The 17,702-nt window shown below is 63.7% G+C and carries 14 protein-coding genes; 8 read left to right on the top strand and 6 right to left on the bottom strand.

Annotated features, from left to right (window positions below):
• Positions 1-126: 126 nt before the first annotated feature.
• On the top strand, positions 127-1,287 hold the full coding sequence (locus P5704_001555) for a DUF1615 domain-containing protein (GenBank protein WOF79217.1): 1,161 nt from the start codon (positions 127-129) through the stop codon (positions 1,285-1,287).
• 91 nt (positions 1,288-1,378) lie between these two features.
• Here P5704_001555 and P5704_001550 read toward each other — a convergent pair whose 3' ends face one another.
• The 3 genes from P5704_001550 to P5704_001540 all read right to left on the bottom strand — a co-directional run bounded on the left by P5704_001550 (position 1,379) and on the right by P5704_001540 (position 5,462).
• Positions 1,379-2,410, bottom strand: a complete 1,032-nt coding sequence (locus P5704_001550; GenBank protein WOF79216.1) for a hypothetical protein — start codon at positions 2,408-2,410, stop codon at positions 1,379-1,381.
• 166 nt (positions 2,411-2,576) lie between these two features.
• A complete protein-coding gene (ligD, locus tag P5704_001545; GenBank protein WOF79215.1) occupies positions 2,577-5,141 on the bottom strand; it encodes a DNA ligase D in 2,565 nt (854 codons plus the stop codon).
• A gap of 24 nt (positions 5,142-5,165) precedes the next feature.
• Positions 5,166-5,462: a hypothetical protein gene (locus tag P5704_001540; GenBank protein ID WOF79214.1), complete on the bottom strand. Its 297-nt coding sequence runs from the start codon at positions 5,460-5,462 to the stop codon at positions 5,166-5,168.
• A 277-nt stretch (positions 5,463-5,739) separates the two neighbouring features.
• Between P5704_001540 and P5704_001535 the strand changes: the two genes are divergently transcribed.
• Positions 5,740-6,015 carry a DUF1652 domain-containing protein gene (locus tag P5704_001535; protein WOF79213.1) on the top strand — a complete coding sequence of 92 codons (276 nt, stop codon included), beginning with the start codon at positions 5,740-5,742 and terminating at the stop codon, positions 6,013-6,015.
• A gap of 7 nt (positions 6,016-6,022) precedes the next feature.
• On the opposite strand, the gene P5704_001530 is transcribed toward P5704_001535, so the two are convergent.
• Both P5704_001530 and P5704_001525 read right to left on the bottom strand, forming a co-directional pair.
• Positions 6,023-6,307 carry a DUF2061 domain-containing protein gene (locus P5704_001530; protein WOF79212.1) on the bottom strand — a complete coding sequence of 95 codons (285 nt, stop codon included), beginning with the start codon at positions 6,305-6,307 and terminating at the stop codon, positions 6,023-6,025.
• A gap of 106 nt (positions 6,308-6,413) precedes the next feature.
• Positions 6,414-6,944: a ferritin-like domain-containing protein gene (locus P5704_001525; protein WOF79211.1), complete on the bottom strand. Its 531-nt coding sequence runs from the start codon at positions 6,942-6,944 to the stop codon at positions 6,414-6,416.
• Positions 6,945-7,149: 205 nt separating this feature from the next.
• Here P5704_001525 and P5704_001520 point away from each other — a divergent pair, with 205 nt between their 5' ends.
• Positions 7,150-8,262 carry a mechanosensitive ion channel gene (locus tag P5704_001520; protein WOF81147.1) on the top strand — a complete coding sequence of 371 codons (1,113 nt, stop codon included), beginning with the start codon at positions 7,150-7,152 and terminating at the stop codon, positions 8,260-8,262.
• Here the strand turns inward: P5704_001520 and P5704_001515 are convergent, their stop codons facing one another.
• A complete protein-coding gene (locus P5704_001515) occupies positions 8,263-8,769 on the bottom strand; it encodes a nicotinamide-nucleotide amidohydrolase family protein (protein ID WOF79210.1) in 507 nt (168 codons plus the stop codon). It lies immediately after the preceding gene.
• Between the two features lie 297 nt (positions 8,770-9,066).
• On the opposite strand from P5704_001515, the gene glgA reads away from it, so the two are divergent.
• The 5 genes from glgA to P5704_001490 are packed head-to-tail and all read left to right on the top strand — an operon-like array spanning position 9,067 to position 17,634.
• Positions 9,067-10,617 carry a glycogen synthase GlgA gene (gene glgA / locus P5704_001510; GenBank protein WOF79209.1) on the top strand — a complete coding sequence of 517 codons (1,551 nt, stop codon included), beginning with the start codon at positions 9,067-9,069 and terminating at the stop codon, positions 10,615-10,617.
• Between the two features lie 12 nt (positions 10,618-10,629).
• Positions 10,630-12,405, top strand: coding sequence for a malto-oligosyltrehalose trehalohydrolase (gene treZ / locus P5704_001505; GenBank protein WOF79208.1), 1,776 nt, complete (start codon positions 10,630-10,632; stop codon positions 12,403-12,405).
• Positions 12,402-14,477 (top strand): 4-alpha-glucanotransferase, encoded by a 2,076-nt coding sequence (gene malQ, locus P5704_001500; protein WOF79207.1) that lies wholly within the window; start codon positions 12,402-12,404, stop codon positions 14,475-14,477. Before treZ ends, malQ begins: the two co-directional genes overlap by 4 nt.
• Positions 14,477-17,287: a malto-oligosyltrehalose synthase gene (locus P5704_001495; protein WOF81146.1), complete on the top strand. Its 2,811-nt coding sequence runs from the start codon at positions 14,477-14,479 to the stop codon at positions 17,285-17,287. Before malQ ends, P5704_001495 begins: the two co-directional genes overlap by 1 nt.
• Entirely contained in the window at positions 17,284-17,634 is a 351-nt protein-coding gene (locus P5704_001490) for a DUF2934 domain-containing protein (GenBank protein WOF79206.1), read from the top strand. Before P5704_001495 ends, P5704_001490 begins: the two co-directional genes overlap by 4 nt.
• Positions 17,635-17,702 lie beyond the last annotated feature (68 nt).

The raw sequence follows: 17,702 nt of genomic DNA, 5'->3' as shown, positions 1-17,702 counted from the left end.
GTCGCAGCGCTGGCTCATGGGCGGCCAGGTGCACGCCGGTATTCGGCAAGCGGTTTCTGAAAGAGGCCGAACGGTGTCGGCTGTTTTGCTGTCCGAGCCCCAGGCGCTCATTACATTCAGGACCGCATGACCATTTCGCTTTCAACCTGCGGCACGGCGTACCGCCCTGCCGCTACCCGACTCGTTCCCGGCAACACCCGCTCACTCCTGGCGGCAATCGCCGCAGCGGCGTTGCTCGGTCTTGCCGGTTGTGGCTCCCAGCAGCCCGAGCCCCCGGCGCCCAGGCCGGAAGAGGTCCGCGCCAAGATCGCTCGCCTGATCCCGGCCGACATCCCCGATCGCCAGGGTTGGGCTCAGGACATCTACACGGCCTTCGATGCGCTGGATATCCCGCCGAACGATGAGAACATCTGCTCGGTACTGGCCGTGACGGTGCAGGAATCGACGTTCCAGGCGACCCCGCCCGTGCCCGGCCTGGCGAAGATCGCGCGAGAGGAAATCTACCGGCGTGCCGGCCGCCTGCACGTGCCGCGGTTCGTGGTCGATGCGGCGCTGGACGTGAAGTCGCCCAACGGCAAGACCTATAGCCAGCGTATCGCCGCCGTGCGTACCGAAGCGCAGTTGAGTGCGATCTTCGATGACTTTCTCGGCATCATGCCGCTCGGCAAGCAGTTGTTCGGCACGCTCAACCCGGTCAAGACCGGCGGCCCGATGCAGGTCAGCGTCGCCTTTGCCGAGGACCGCCGATGGACCTACCCCTATGAACGGGAAGGCACGATCCGCGACGAAGTCTTCACGCGCCGTGGTGGCATGTATTTCGGCATCGCCCACCTGCTCGACTATCCGACCAGCTATCGCGAACCGCTGTACCGCTTCGCCGACTTCAATGCCGGCTGGTACGCCAGTCGCAACGCCGCGTTTCAGGCCGCAGTCAGCCGTGCCAGTGGCATCAAGCTGGCCCTCGACGGCGATCTGATCATTCACGGCAGCAGCAAGGCCGGTCAGACCGAGCGTGCGGTTCGCGCGCTCGCGGGCAAGCTGGACATGAGCGAGACGGCGATTCGCAACGCACTCGAGCGCGGCGACAGCCACGGTTTCGAGGAAACCGACCTGTATGAAAAGGTCTTCGCCCTGGCCGAAAAGCGCGCGGGCAAACCCTTGCCTCGGGCGGTGCTGCCGGGAATCCGGCTGGAAAGCCCGAAGATCACCCGCAACCTGACCACCGCCTGGTTCGCCAACCGGGTCAATGACCGCCACCTTGCGTGCATGAAGCGCGCTCGCAACTAGCGAACGCATGCATGGCCGGCGACAACAACAGGGCATGCACGCTGGAATCGACACGGGCCAAGGCCGGAGCACGCGCCCGCGTCAGCACGGCTCAGCGTTGGGTGATCGACGTGCTGTTGCCAGTGCCGTTCTGGATGATGGTGGCACTCGGCGGCGGCGCGGCGAATTCCGTCAGCTGATTGAGCACGGCGACGTTGGCATCGCCGGTCTGGCTGATGGAAGCCGTGCCATAGGCGGCATCCTGCACCACATCGATCTCGTTGGCCGAACCGTTCTGAGCGATGTCGAGCACCGGACCATCGTAATCCTGGCTGATATTGACGCGGTTGTCGTTGCCCACCGAACTGCCGCGAATCGTTCCGGTGCGCGTGCCCTGCCTCGCCGTCAGCTCGTTGCCGATGCCGTTCTGGGTAAAGCTGAGGTTACTGAACCCCGCCCATTGCACCACTTGCGCACTGTTATCGCTGCCAAGCTGCCGCAAGTTGACCTCGCCCGTGTAATAACGGCTGCCCACCTGGGTAACCGCGGCTTCGTTGAAGGCGCCATCCTGTTCTACGGTGACCGCCCCGCCATAGGCGAACACGTTCTGGTCGATGGTTATCCGGTTGTTGCTGCCGAACTGCTGGGTAGTGGCAGTCGCCGCACCGTTCTGAGTGACTTCGGTGAGGTTGTCAGTGCCGAAGGTTCGGCTTTCCAGTCCGTTGGCATAGAACAGTTGCTCGACCCGATGAGTGTTGCGTGCGCCCTGCTGATGGATGGTCGCCTGGGAGCCGTTACCATCGGCCTGCACGACCTCGGCGAAATTCTCATCTCCTAGCTGCATGACCGCTGCCAAATGCCCGAAGTTGTAATCGCTGGCCTGATACACCGTCGCCTGGTTGGATGATCCGCTTTGGAGAATCTCCAGCTGAGTGGACTGGAGCGAGGTGTCGCCGCCGCCCTGCTCGACTCGCGAGAAGTTCGCATTCCCTTGCTGCAGCAAGATCGCCGAACTCGAGCCGCCACTCTGCTCAAGGATGATTTCGTTGTCGTTTCCGGTCTGGGTGGTTACAGCCTGTGCCAGCGCCAGCCCCGGCAGCGAGCCGAGCAGGAAGCAGGCGATAAGCGGTTTATGCGCGAACATGCGGGACACTCCTTTGAATATTGTTGTTGACCGACATCATGCTGGCCTTGTCGGGCGCCTCCCGCACCGTTGTCGCTCCCCTGAATGCGCCGATTGTTCGTCGGGTGACGCTACCCGGGTATCGCCCTAACGGTGTAGAGCAATCAGTGTTTAGACGGACGGCGACTTAAGCTGTCATGCCAAGACGCTCGCGCATCTGTGCGGTGATGGTCTGTCCGGTCCGCGTCATACCCGCCCAGGGATCATCGTCACCAAGCTCCTGCAGCCGCTCCAGCAGGTTGCGTACGGTCCAGAGGTTCGCACCCTTGAGATCCGCCAGTTCGTCGCGGTGGATGGGCACGGAAACCGGCAAGCCCTCACGGGCACGCACCGAATAAGGGGCAACGGTGCTGGCGCCACGGCTGTTGCGCAGGTAGTCGATGAAGATGCGCCCGACCCGGTTCTTCGGCCCGCTGACCGCCGAAAAATGTGACGGCAGCAGTTTTGCCAGGTATTTGGCGATGGCCTGACTGAATGCCTTCACTTCGCTCCAGCTGTGAACAGGGTCAAGCGGCACGACAATGTGGATGCCTTTGCCCCCGCTGGTCTTGAGGAACGAGGCCAGGCCGATCTCGTCCAGCAGCGTATGGGTCAGCTGAGTGGCTTCGAGCATGCTTTTCCAGGGCAGTGCCGGGTCCGGGTCGAGGTCGAGCACGAAGCGATCCGGGTGCTCCAGTTCGGGCTCTACCGCATTCCAGCAGTGCAACTCGATGGTGCCCATCTGCGCGGCGCCAACCAGCGCTTCGGCGCTGTCGATCACCAGTAACGCACCGTGCTTGGGGTCGAGCGCGGGGTCGAGCTGGGTGATGTGCGGGATGGCCAGTTTGTCGGCGTGCTTCTGGAAGAACAGCTCACCGCTGATGCCCTCCGGGGCGCGTACCAGCGCCAGCGGGCGCCCACGCAGCTGCGGCAAGGCCCAGGGCGCGATCTGCGCGTAGAAACGGGCCAGTTCGATCTTGGTGATGCCGCTGCTGGGGTCGATGACCCGCTCGGGACTGGAGATCTTGATCCGCCCGCTGCCGATAGGGTCGGTTTGCCGCTTCGCGGCTGTGCTGCTACGGGCGGCAGGCTTGGCTCGCTCATGGGTAATGGCATCGGCGGGCTTGTCCGAGCGCAGGCCATGGAACACCGAATGGCGGACCACGCCCTGGCGGGTCATCTGCGCGTAGGCGACCTCGCACATCAGTTCAGGCTTGAGCCATTGCGCGCCGCGTACATCGGCGGCAGGTGCCGCCCTGGCCAAAGGGCTTCTATCGGTTTCCAGCTTCTTCAACTGCTTGTGCAGAGTTTTCAGCGTGGCCTGATTGAAGCCGGTGCCGACCTTGCCTGCATAAAGCAGCTTTCCATCGTCGTCATGCAGCCCCAGCAACAATGCGCCGAACCCGGTGCGCGTGCCCTTGGGCTCGGTGTAGCCGACGATGATGAATTCCTGCCGATTGCTGCACTTGATCTTCACCCAGCTGCTGCTGCGCCTGGAGGTGTAGGTGCTACCCGCTCGCTTGCCGATCAGGCCCTCGAGCTTCATCTGGCAGGCACTTTCCAGAATGCTGTCCGGCTGCTCGGTGAAATCCTCGGAGAAACGCAGCAATTCGCTATCGCTGCCTTCCAGCACTTCACGCAACGCCGCGCGACGCTGTTCCAGCGGCACCTCGCGCAGGTCCATGCCGTTCAGATAGGGAGTGTCGAACAGGTAATAAAGAATGCTCCCGCTGCGACCGGCTTCGAAGGCATTCTGCAACGCCTGGAAGTCCGGAGTGCCCTCCTCGTTCGGTACCACCACTTCGCCGTCGAGCCAGCCTGATTCGAGCCCGAGTCCGGCAAGCGCGGCCGCTTGCTGTGGCATCTTCGCCGTCCAGTCATGGCCGTTGCGGGTGAACAGCGCGACCTTGCCGGCCTCGATACGGGCGAGTATGCGGTAGCCGTCGAACTTGATCTCGTAGCGCCAATCGCCGCTCGGCACGGCGTCCACCAGCGTCGCCAGCTGCGGCTTGAATTTCTCCGGCAATTTGGCCGGGACGGCGCCCTCCAGCTTCACCGCGTCGCGCTGTTTGCGTGACGCTCGCTTTTTTGCAGGCGCCTTGACTGGCTTGGCCGGCGCTTCCGCAACGCGGGCTTTGGCCGCTCCGCGTTTGCGCGGGACCAGCGTACGGTCGCTGAGCACGCTGTTCGGCTCGGCAGTGACGACGTCGTAGTCGTCCTCCTCGCGCGCGGCCTCGTCACGCGACTTGATCAGGAACCACTGCTCCTTCTTGCCATCCATGCGAGTGCGCACCAGATTCCAGCTGCCGGCGAGCTTTTCGCCCTCGAGGCCGAACTTGAGCTTGCCTTTGTGATAACCCTCCTGCGGATCACCCTGCGGTATCCACACGCCGCGATCCCAGACGATCACGTCACCCGCGCCGTAATGCCCGGCCGGAATGGAGCCCTCGAACGTGGCGTACTCCAGCGGATGATCCTCCACATGCACCGCCAACCGACGCACGCTCGGGTCCAGACTGGGACCCTTGGGGATCGCCCAGCTCTTCAGCGTGCCGTCCAGCTCCAGGCGAAAGTCGTAATGCAACCGCGTCGCGTCGTGCTTCTGGATGCAGTACTGCAGGCTCTGGACCTTGCGTGACTTGCCGCGTGCCTTACCCGTCGGCTCGGGCGTGGCGGCGAAATCGCGCATGCGCTGGTATTCGTCGAGCGCCATGGCTGACCTCCGGCGATGACGCGATTACTCGAGCTTGCCAGCGTCGGTGGAACTGTCGTCAACACCGCCGGGCGCCGAATGCCGGTTCGGGTCCGTGGATTCATCCTCGCTTCCCGGCTGCGGAACCACGAGCCGACCATCTTCGGTCTCGGTGCGCCCCTGATCATCCTGGCGGGTTTCGACTTCCTCCTGCGGCGTCGGATTGCCCATGGTGCTGGGGCGCGAGCCGGTGTCGTCCCGGGGGGTTCCGGCGGGAAACTGGGCCATGGCCGGTAGTGCAACCAGGGCGCTCAGGATTGCCGTGAGCATCGTTTTCTTCATCTCGGTTCTCCGCTGAGGACGACGTACTTAATTTGGTCATCCCCTGCTGGTATGAAGTTCAGCAGGGACAAAACCAGCCGTCCGACGGGTTCCGACAAGCGGCGATGACCGGAAACTGCCGTGTAGAGCCGTTGCCGGACTTAAGCCGCCGGGTGGACAGATCGCCGCATTTACAACCTGACCAGCACTGCTACGGTTGAATGACGTCGGGAAAAACCAGGGGTGCGCAGCGGTCGCTTTACTGCGCTCAAGTCACCTTCCTACACAGGGAGGATTTATGAATACGCGTCTTCCGCTGTTCAAGATCGAAGCGATCCTGCACACCTACCTTCGCCCATTCCAATGCGAATGCCGCGACGATTCCGACAACTCGCTCCGCGTGCGCCTCTTTCAGGAGCCGCCGGACGAAGAACTGACCGTTCTCGGCATTTCCTACGACCAGTGCCGCGATGCAGCCAATCTGGTGCGCCTGGCGCAGGAGCTGCGCATTGAAATGTGCGTTACGCGCAGCTCGCTACCCGCCGAAGGCAAACAGCTCAGTCGTGTCGAATGAGCCCCGCTCAGCGAGGCGTGCGGACGATCCGACTGCTGGCGGTCTGGCCTCGCGTCAGGTATTTCAGCAACACGTCGTGGCCGTAGCCGTGGCTGTGGATGGCTTTCTGGCGACCGAAGCGTTGCCAGGCGCGTTCATGCAGATAGAAAACCAGGGTATTGCACAGCGGTTCGATCAGCGCGACCGCCCCGCCGATCACCATGCTCCCGGTAAGGGCGTAGACGACGATGAACGCTGTCGCGAAATGCAGCACAGCAAAGGTGAGGGTCTTCAATAGTGGGCGTTGTCTCATGGGCATCTTCCACCAGGCGCGTGGCCGCGGATGGTCACGCGCTTTGGCTCCAAGTTGAAGGGATTCGCACCTGGCCGATCAACAGCCGGGCGTTCGGCGCAGGCGCTTAGCGCTTGGCCTCGACGTGCGGCTCGGCTGTGCGGGTGAGATAGGCCTGGGTCAGCTCTGCCAGGTGGTCGCGTAGCCAGTCGGCCATGGCCACCTCCTCTACCAGGATGCGTTCGCACACTTCCTTGGTCTGCATGTCGCCCACCGCTTCGGCGGCGGCGATGAGGATCTTGTAGGAGGCGATCTCGAGGTTCTCGAACACGTAGCCCATCTGCGCGCCCTTGACGATCTCGTCGTTGACCATCATGCCGCCCATGGCCTGCCCCATCGCCATCATCTTGCCGCCCAGGTCCTTGAGGCCCGAGTAGGACTTGTCGTGGCGCTGCAAACAGCTTTCGATCAGCTTGGCCTGGTTCTGGGTTTCGGTGATGTGCTGTTCGATACGCGCCTTGAGTTCCGGGTAATGCTCGATGCGACTGGCCTGCTTGTTCAGCATGGTTTCGGCCTGCACCTCCATCGCGTGCGCATCGCGCAGCCATTCGATCAGGCGTTCGGTACGGACGTCATTGCCAGTCTGTGCACTTTGCATGGTTCAACTCCAATCTGGTCTTGAAAACCGGGTCGTGCTCTGCAACCCGCTTGGAATTTGTGAAACATCCCGACCATAGGAGTTCCGCCCACCCGTCCGGCGCACCCGTCAGCTGCGTGCCCTGAACTTTCGCCGCCGGCCGTCTGTCTCTGCCCCAGACCTCTGGCCAACCGGAACGCCCGCTATCGAATTTCCAGCCTTTCTCCTGCAGTGGGATCACTACATCAGTCAGCCGGCGCTGCGCACCATAGCCGCGGCGCTGTTCGTGGCGTTGGTCCTGAGCCTCTTCGGCCGCTTGTTGACCGCCCTGACGCTGCGCCTGGCGCGAACCTTCCTGTTTACCCGGGAGCTGTCCGAGCAGCTGGAAAAACCCGTCCGGCTGTTGTTGCCGCTGGTCGGGGTGCAGGGCGTGTGGACGTCTGCGCCGAATGACCTGCATTTCATCGACGCTGCGCGGCACGTCACCTCGCTGCTGATAATCGCCACCCTGACCTGGCTGGTGATGCGCTCGCTACGCGGGCTGCAACAGTTCATCCAGCTGCGCAATCCGGTGGACGTGGTCGACAACCTGCGTGCCCGCCAGATACAGACGCAGTCGCGCGTACTGCTGCGCACGCTGACCTTCTTCGTGCTGCTGATCGGTGCGGCGGCCATGCTGATGACCTTCCCCAGTGCTCGCCAGTTCGGTGCCAGCTTGCTGGCCTCGGCGGGCCTTGCCGGCTTGGCGGTGGGTTTTGCCGCGCGGCCCGTGCTGGCCAACCTCATCGCCGGCGTGCAGATCGCCATGACCCAGCCGATCCGCCTGGACGATGTGGTCATCGTCGAGAACGAATGGGGACGCATCGAGGAAATCACCGGCACCTATGTAGTCGTGCGGATCTGGGATGACCGGCGGCTGATCGTGCCGTTGCAGCACTTCATCGAGAAACCGTTTCAAAACTGGACTCGCCGCGGCTCCAGCCTGATCGGTACGGTTTTCCTCTGGGCCGACTATTCGCTGCCACTGGAGCCGCTGCGCGAGGAGTTGCGCCGCTTGTGCAAGGAAGTTCCCGAACTGTGGGATGGCCGGGTCTGCGTACTGCAGGTCACCGATACCAGCGAAAAATCCATCCAGCTGCGTGCTCTGGTGAGCTCGCCGGATTCGTCACGCAATTGGGACCTGCGCTGCCACATTCGCGAAAGCCTGCTGAGCTTCATTCAGCGCCAATACCCGCATTCATTGCCGCAAGTGCGCGCGGACCTCAGCGTCGGCCACAAGCAGCACGTCGACACCTCGCAGCCCGAGCATGTCGAACCGGAGCGCCAGCCGCCGGTGTGACTATTCGCCTTCGCGTCCCTCCAGCTTGTTGAGCAACTCGGCGTATTTGACCGGCAGCTGGATGAGACCGTGGCGCGCGGCCTGCTTGCGGATCGCGACCCGGTCGCCGTCGAACTGCACCGTTTCGCTCACGACCACCTGTCGCTCGCCCCGCATCAGTGCATAGGCGTAGCACTGGGTACCGCCTGCAGCCTCCTGGTCATCGTCCGCAACGCCGGTATTCGACACGGCGAGGGAGGCGACGCTGGCGTTCAGCGCACCGATGGCCATCGCGCGCGCGACCTCCTCGCTGGTCAGGCCGAATCGCTCGATGGTTTCGAAGTCCACGTTGAGCAGGCGGTTCTTCGCCTTGGGCGAATAGACCACGAAACCGCTGTCGAGCACCTGGCCGCAACCCGGGATATCGCCCATCAGCGAAGCCATCAAACCGCAAGTGCAGGACTCCGCGGTGGTCAGCGTGAGCTCCTCGCGTTGCAGAAAGTCAACGACTCGTTCGATCTCTTGCATGTTTCTTGCTCCGCCAATTCCAGGTTCAACGCCTTCACGACTCTGTATTCGGAGCAAGTTGGCTGGTTGCGAGTTCCGGTAGTAGTAGTTGATCGGATTTTCCAGAACTTCTACCGCGACACCGGGTCTTGTTTCTGGTAGGGCCAGTGAAGCCCCACCTGCCTTCGCGGCAGCTCCGAACTAGATTTCAGCCTGGTCGTGTTCATGGTATGTGACGGTCATCAGATCGTTGCATAGGAGAAATATGCTCGTAGCTGGCGCCGGCACCTGGAACGCCGGGGCTCTGGGGAGATCTTGATGAGTATTGCCGCTGTGAACGCCCTGCCTGTCGGACTATCGAAGGCGCAACCTGCCATACCCCTGGTTACTCGCCCTGCGTTGCAGATTCGCAGTAGCCACGATGACAAACGCAAGATTCTGTTCGTCACCTCCGAGCTGACCGATCTGGTCAAGACTGGCGGGCTAGCCGACGTATCGGCCGCGCTACCCCGGGCATTGGGTGCACGCCACGATGTGCGTGTGCTGATCCCCGGCTATTCGCAGGTGATCAACAGCGGTCACGCCATCCGCACGGTCGGCTCGCTGAGTGGCTATGCCGAGATTCCCGGCTGCCGCATCGGCCGGATGGACATGCCGGACGGCCTGATCATCTATGTGCTGATCTGCCCGGAGCTCTACGAGCGCGAAGGCTCGCCGTACGGTGATGCCGATGGCAACGACTGGCCGGACAATCCGGTGCGCTTCGCCCGCCTCGGCCTGGCCGCTGCGGAGATCGCCGCCGGTACGGCCTGCATTCGCTGGACGCCGGAGCTGGTGCATGCCCACGACTGGCCAGCCGGTCTGGCGCCTGCCTATATGCACTGGCGTGGGCTGAACACGCCGAGCGTTTTCACCATTCACAACCTCGCCTACCAGGGCAACATCGACATGTCGCAGCGGCGCCTGCTGGGCATTCCGGGCGAGGCCTGCGACCCGGAGCGCATGGAGTTCTACGGCAAGCTCTCCCTGCTCAAGGCCGGGATCGCCTATGCCAACCGCGTGACCACGGTGAGCGCTACCTACGCCGAGGAAATCACCACGCCGGAGTTCGGTTGCGGCATGGAAGGCTTCCTCAGCATGAAAGCCCGCCAGGGCCTGCTCAGCGGACTGCTCAACGGCATCGACGAAAGCTGGGAGCCGGAAAGCGATCCCTATCTGGTGAAGGGTTTCAGCGCACGCAACTGGGCAGGCAAAGAGGCTAATGCCGCCTATATCCGCGAATCGTTCGGGCTCGAGCAGTGCCATGCACCGCTGTTCGCCGTGGTTTCGCGCCTGGTGCACCAGAAGGGTGTCGACCTGACCCTCGACGTCGCCCATGCCATCGTCGAAGGCGGCGGCCAGCTGGCGATCCTCGGCCAGGGCGATCACCAGATCGAGCATCAGGTTCGCCAGCTCGCGGCTCAGTACCCCGGGCGGGTCGCGGCCCATATCGGCTTCAACGAAACCGATGCGCGCCGCCTGTTCGCCGGCAGCGATTTTCTGCTGATGCCGTCGCGCTACGAGCCGTGCGGCCTCAGCCAGATGTATGCCCAGCGCTATGCCTCGCTGCCCGTCGCCCGCCGCACGGGCGGGCTGGCCGACTCCATCGATGATGGCATCACCGGGTTCCTGTTCAACGAATCCAATGTCAGCAGCTACCGGCAGGCCGTCCAGCGGGCGTTGGCGATCCATCAGCATCCGCAGCTGCTGGCCGCCATGCGCTGCCGAGCGATGGGGGCCGGCTTTTTCTGGCGTCACGCCATCGAACCCTATGACGCGCTGTACCGGCAGTTGCTCGGTGAGCGCCGCGAGGTTCGTCTTTTAATCTGAAGAGGTCGTTCAATGCAGAAGCAGCGTGCCCATATCGGGCATCACGGGCCGGAGTTGCTGGAAGACGGAACCACCCGCTTCCGACTCTGGGCGCCCGATGCGCAAAACGTCAGTCTGATCGTTGTAGGCGCACAAACGCTGCCGATGACCGCCATTGAAGAAGGCTGGTACAGCATCGATGCCCCTTACGGGACCGGTACGCTCTACCGGTTTCTCATCGACGACGAACTGCATGTGCCCGACCCCGCCTCGCGTGCGCAGGCGGGTGACGTGCATGCGCCGAGCCTGGTGGTCGACACTCATAACAACTATCTGTGGCGCAACGGCAAGTGGCTCGGTCGACCCTGGCACGAGACGGTGCTGTACGAGACCCATGTCGGTCTGTACGGCGGTTTCGCCGCCATGGAAGAACATCTTGCCGGCCTGGCCGAACTGGGCGTGACGGCAATCGAGTTGATGCCCATCGCCGAATTCCCAGGCGACCGCAATTGGGGTTATGACGGCGTTCTGCCCTACGCACCGGAAGCTGCCTACGGCAGCCCGGAAGAGCTCAAGCACCTGATCGACACCGCCCACGGCCTCGGCCTTATGGTGTTTCTCGATGTGGTCTACAACCACTTCGGCCCGGACGGCAATTACCTCGGCCGCTACGCCAAACACTTCTTCCGTCACGACCAGCAGACGCCCTGGGGCGATGGCATCGATTTCCGCCGCCGCGAAGTCCGCGACTTCTTCATCGACAACGCGCTGATGTGGCTGATGGACTACCGCTTCGACGGGCTGCGCTTCGATGCCGTGCATGCCATTCCCGACCGCAGCTTCCTCACCGAACTGGCCGAACGCGTGCACGCCACCGTGGAACCCGGCCGCCATGTGCATCTGGTGCTGGAGAACGAGGACAACCGCTCCAGCCTGCTAACCCAGGGCTTCACCGCGCAGTGGAACGATGACGGCCACAATGTGCTGCATGCGCTGCTCACCGACGAGAGCCAGGGCTACTACGCCGACTACCACCAGGGCGCGACCGCCAAGCTGGCGCGTTTTCTCGGCGAAGGCTTCATCTATCAGGGACAGAACAACCGCCGTGGCGAAGCGCGTGGTGAGCCCAGCGCGCATCTTTCACCGACCTCGTTCGTGCTGTTTCTGCAGAACCATGACCAGACCGGCAACCGCGCCTTTGGCGATCGCCTGGTTACGCTGGCCGATGCCGACGCGCTCAGGGCTGCAACTGCGGTGCTGCTGCTTTCCCCCATGGTCCCGCTGCTGTTCATGGGTGAGGAATGGGGCTCGCGACAGCCGTTCCTGTTCTTCACCAGCCATCACGGCGAGCTCGCCGATGCGGTACGTGAAGGCCGTCGCAACGAGTTCGCCGAGTTTTCCGAGTTCGCTGACGAAGCCACGCGTGAGCGCATTCCCGACCCCAACGCCGTATCCACCTTCGAGCAGTCGCGGCCGGACTTCGGTGCGCAAACGCAATCCGGGCACGCCGAATGGCATGCGCTGTACCGCCAGCTGCTGAGCATTCGCCATGCCGAGATCGTGCCGCGCCTGCCGGGTAGCGTCTTCCTCGGCTGCAGCGTGCTGGGCGATGCCGCTGTGCTTGCCCGCTGGCAGCTGGGTGATGGCAGTCAGCTGCGCCTTGAGCTGAACCTTGGCGAACGGGCCGCGCCACTGCCCGCCTCGTCCACCACTGCGCAACTGCTGTTCGCCAGCCGTGAGTGGGATGCGAACACGCCCGACCAATTGCCGCCTCGTATGGCCAAGCTGTATCTGGAGAAAGCCAAATGAGCGACGAAGCCCTGATCCGCCTGGCGGAAGCCGCCGGGCTCTCCATCGACTGGGTCGACGCCGACAACCGCGAACAACGGGTCGAGCCGGACGTGTTGCGCGACGTGCTGGCCTGCCTCGGGCTGGCGGCGGAAACCGATGCAGATATCGACGCCAGCCTCGCGATCCTCGCGCACAAGAACAACCACGGCGGCGTGCCGCCGCTGCTGACCTGCGATCAGCACGCTGCACTGGACCTTTCCGTCTACTTTCCTGCGGCCAGTCGTTTCGAGTTGCAGGCAGAAGATGGCGACGTCCAACAGGGCGAACTCGACTACCAGGCCCGCCTGCCGGCCATCGACACCCCTGGCTACTACCAACTGACCATCGACAAGTATCAGCTGAGCGTGGCCGTCGCCCCGTTCTCCTGTCCCACCGTAGCTGAGCTCGCCGGAGCGGACGCCTGGGGCCTGACGGTGCAGTTGTACGGGCTGCGCCGCGCGGACGATGGCGGTCTGGGCGATACCCAGGCGCTGGAGGCGCTGGTCAGCAACGCCGCTGCTCACGGCGCCGATGCGCTTGGAATCAGCCCGGTGCATGCCATGTTCGGCGCGCATATCGACCAGTACAGCCCTTATTCGCCGTCGAGCCGACTCTTCTTCAACGTGCTGCACGCCGCACCCGGGTCGATTCTCGGTGAGTGGCCGCTACGCCAGGCCATCGAGACCTGCGGGCTCGGCGAGGAATTGAAACGACTCGAGCGCCTGGAGCTGATCGACTGGCCCGCCGTGGCCCAGTCGCGGTATCGCCTGTTGCGGCAGCTGTTCGATGACTTCAGCAAGGGTGGCAACGCCCTGCAGGTGGATTTCGACAGCTTCCGCGCGAGCGGGGGCGAGGCGTTGGAAAATCACTGTCGTTTCGAAGCCCTGCACAGCCATCTGCGTGACGCGCAAGGTCATACGCAGCACTGGAACGACTGGCCAAGCGAATACCGCGATCCTGCCAACCCGGCCGTAGAGGCCTTCGCCCGCGAACATGCCGACGAGGTGAGCTACCACGCCTTTGGCCAGTGGCTGATGGCCCGCGGGCTGGAGCGTGCCCAGGTTGCAGCGCGCAGCGCCGGCATGCGCATCGGGCTGATTTCTGACTTGGCGGTGGGTGCCGATGGCGGCGGCAGTCAGGCCTGGAGCCGCCAGGCGGAGCTGTTGGCATCGCTGAGCGTCGGTGCGCCGCCGGACATCATGAATCGCGACGGCCAGAACTGGGGTATTTCGGCGTTTTCGCCCTGGGGCCTGCGGCAGAATGGCTTTCGCGCCTATATCGAAATGCTGCGCGCCAACCTTGCTCATGCCGGCGGCATGCGTATCGACCACGTACTAGGCCTGAAGCGCCTCTGGGTTGTGCCTGCCGGCGCTGACCCGAAGCGTGGCGTGTACCTCAACTTCCCCTTCGACGACATGTTGCGCCTGCTCTGCCTCGAAGCCTGGCGCCATCAGGCAGTGATCCTCGGCGAGGATCTCGGCACCATTCCCCATGGCCTGCGGGATGTCCTCGCGGCACGGGGAATTCTCGGCATGCGGGTGCTGCTGTTCGAACAGCACGACGGGCATTTCCAGCCCCCAGGCCAATACCCGGCGCAGGCGCTGGCGACCAGCACCACTCATGACATCCCGACTCTGACGGGCTGGTGGCAAGGTCACGATATCGACTGGCGTATCAAGGTCGGCCAGGTGCCCGAATCCGACCGCGACGCCCAGTGGCGAGCCCGCGAGAAGGAGCGTGCCGGGCTGAATCGCGCCTTGTGCGACTACAGCGGCAAGAATCCGGATGTGTTGTTGAATGCAGCTGACGCGGTCGATGCCGCCATCTGCTTTCTGGCGCACACCCCGGCGCCGCTGGTACTGGTGCCGGTGGAAGATGCGCTCGGTCTGGAAGAACAGACCAACATGCCCGGCATCGTCGAAACCCATCCCAACTGGCGTCGCCGCTATCCCGGCGACAGTGCAACGTTGCTCGACAGCCCGGTCAGCAGCCGTCGGCTGGCATCCTTCGCGCAGGCCCGTCGTAACCATCGTGGAGCTGCGAATCGATGATGAAAGACCTTACCGCCACACTGCGACTGCAGTTTCACCGCGATTTCACGCTGGACGACGCCACCGCACTGGTGGATTACTTCGCGGAACTCGGCATCAGCCACATCTACGCCTCGCCCCTGCTGACCGCCCGCCCCGGCTCCATGCACGGTTACGACGTGATCGATCCGACCCGCATCAACCCTGAGCTGGGTGGCGAGCCAGCCCTGCACCGCCTCGTCGATGCCCTGCGCGACAAGGGCATGGGGCTGATCCTCGACATCGTGTCCAACCACATGGCGGTCGGTGGCTCGGGCAACGCCTGGTGGCTGGATGTACTGGAGTGGGGCCGCCGCAGCCCCTACGCGCAGTTCTTCGATATCGAATGGAATTCACCGGACCCCCTGCTCGAAGGGCAGCTGTTGGTACCCTTCCTTGGCAGCGACTATGGCGAGGCGCTGCAGCAAGGCACCGTGAAGCTGCGTCTAGATATCGACAATGGCGCGCTCTACGCCGAGCATTACGAGCATCGCTTCCCCATCACCCCGCCGAGCTACGGCGAGGTATTGCGCGCCGCCGATCATCCGCAGCTGCGCGCCTTGGCGCAGCATTTCGATGCCCTGAAGACCGAACCCGCGCCATACCAGGCAGCTCGTTTGCTGCGCACCGAACTTGCCGAGCAGCTGCAGGACGCCAGCACCCGCCAGGCGCTGGAGCAGGCGCTCAACTGCTACGACTCGACCACCGATGACGGCTTCCGCCGCCTGCACAGCCTGCTCGAACGGCAGAACTACCGGCTGGCCAGCTGGCGGACCGCGGGTGACGACATCAACTGGCGGCGTTTCTTCGACATCAACGAGCTGGGCGGCCTGCGCGTCGAACGCCCGGTGGTCTTCGAGGAAACCCACGCGAAGATCTTCGAGCTGATCGGTGATGGTTTGGTCGACGGCCTGCGCATCGACCATATCGACGGCCTGGCCGATCCGCGCGGTTACTGTCGACGCCTGCGCCGGCGTGTCGATCGGCTGAATGCCGGGCGCCCGCAGGACGCGGTGCAGGATCACGTGCCGATCTACGTCGAGAAGATTCTCGCCGGCGGTGAGCGCCTGCATGACGACTGGGGTGTGGATGGCACCACCGGTTACGAGTTCATGAACCAGGTTTCGCTGCTGCAACATGACCCGGCAGGCGAATCGCTGCTCTGCGCCTTGTGGAGCGAGACCAGCGGGCGCACCACCGACTTCATGGAAGAGGCTCGCCAGGCGCGGCAGCTGGTATTGACCGGCCCACTGGCGGGCGATTTCGAAACCGTCGCCCTGGCGTTGCTGCAGGTTGCTCGCGGCGACGTGATGACCCGCGATATCACCCTCGGTGCGATTCGCCGCGCCCTGCTGGAGCTGATCATTCACTTCCCGGTGTATCGCACCTACATTGCCGCACCGGGCCGCCGCGAGGCCGATGAGCCGTTCTTCCAGCAGGCGCTGGACGGCGCGAAGGCGACCTTGAGCGAAGCCGACTGGCCGTTGCTCGAGCATCTGCAACGCTGGCTCGGCGGTGAAAGCCTGCGGCAACTGCCACGCAGCCTGCGCAAGATTCGCCGTTACGCCTGCACACGCTTTCAGCAGCTGACCTCCCCGGCTGCGGCAAAGGCCGTCGAGGACACCGCCTGCTACCGCTCCGGCATTCTGCTGTCGCGCAACGATGTCGGCTTCGACCCGCAACATTTCAGCGCGCCGTTGCAGGCATTCCACGACGAATGCCTGCAACGTGCCGAGCACTTCCCGCGCAACATGCTGACCACCGCGACCCACGACCATAAGCGTGGCGAGGATACCCGTGCGCGCATCGCAGTGATCAGCGAGCGCGCCGAGTGGTTTGCCGGCAAGGTGCGGCGCTGGCGCGAGATGAGCGCCAGCCGAATCCAGCAGCTCGGCGATGGTGCGGCGCCCTCGCCCGGCGATGAGCTGATGCTGTTCCAGATTCTGCTCGGCAGTTGGCCGCTGGACCTGCGGGCCGACGATAGGGCGGCGATGGAGCAGTACTGCACGCGCATCCTGCAGTGGCAGGAAAAAGCCCTGCGCGAAGCCAAGCTGCGTACCACCTGGAGCGACCCCAACGGCGATTACGAAAGCGCCTGTCGGCAGCACGTCGAGTACCTGCTGCTCGCCGACCAAGGTGCACCATTACGGGACGAAATCGCTGCGGCCGCCGCCGAACTGGCCCCTGCCGGTGCGTTGAACAGCCTTGTGCAAAGTTTGCTGCGCATGACCACCCCCGGCGTGCCCGACCTCTATCAGGGCACCGAGTATTGGGACTTCAGCCTGGTCGATCCCGACAACCGGCGGCCGGTGGACTTCACTGCACGGCAAAACAGCCTCGCTAGCACCGCCCCGCTCGATGAATTGCTGCAAAGCTGGCACGACGGTCGCATCAAGCAAGCCGTGATCCGCCGTACGCTGCAGCTGCGTCGACGCCTTCCACGGCTGTTCAGCGAAGGCCGCTATCTGCCGCTTGCGGTGTCTGGTGAACAGGCCGAGCAACTGCTGGCCTTCGCCCGCGAGCTGGAAGGCGAGTGGGCGGTAGTCGTGGTACCCCGGCTGGCGGCGGATCTGCTGGGTGATCGTGGAGTACCGAGCATTCCGGCGCAGCGCTGGGGCAACACCCGGATCGCACTGCCCGAGGCGCTAAACGGTAGTGAATTCGAGCGACTTTTCGACGGAACGACAGTCTCATCCCAACAAGCCAGCCTAGAGGTTGCGCGCGTTCTGGACGGACTATCGGTGGCCGTCCTGCATACGTCTATGACCGCAAATGGAGAATCCCAACAATGAGTTCAGAAGAGCAACGTATCCGCGAGTTCGCTTATCAGATCTGGCAATCCGAGGGTTGCCCGGAAGGGGAAGATGAGCGCCATTGGGCCATGGCGCGCAAGCTGGTCGAGGCCGAACACGGCGCTGCCGATGCCAAACCTGCCAGCCGCCCACGCAAGACCACCAAACCCACCGACGCCGTACCCAAAGCCAAGGCCAAAGCCAAGGACGTGAAAGAACCGAAAGACGCGCCGACTGCCAAGCCTCGCGCGAGCCGTGCTGCACCCAAGGCTGGCACTGACGCCAAGGCCGGCACCCCCGAAACCATCAAGAAAACACGCACCCCGCGGGCAAAGAAGGAAAGCTGACCGGCGGCAGGCATCTTGTCGGCGTCGGATCGGTCGAATGATCGTCCGCGCCGACACCCGCCTCGGCA

It is taken from the genome of Pseudomonas sp. FeN3W (assembly GCA_030263805.2).
In the GTDB taxonomy this organism is placed as follows: domain Bacteria; phylum Pseudomonadota; class Gammaproteobacteria; order Pseudomonadales; family Pseudomonadaceae; genus Stutzerimonas; species Stutzerimonas stutzeri_G.
Note: the sequence above shows the minus strand (reverse complement) of the source record. Positions and strands in the feature narration are given on the sequence as shown.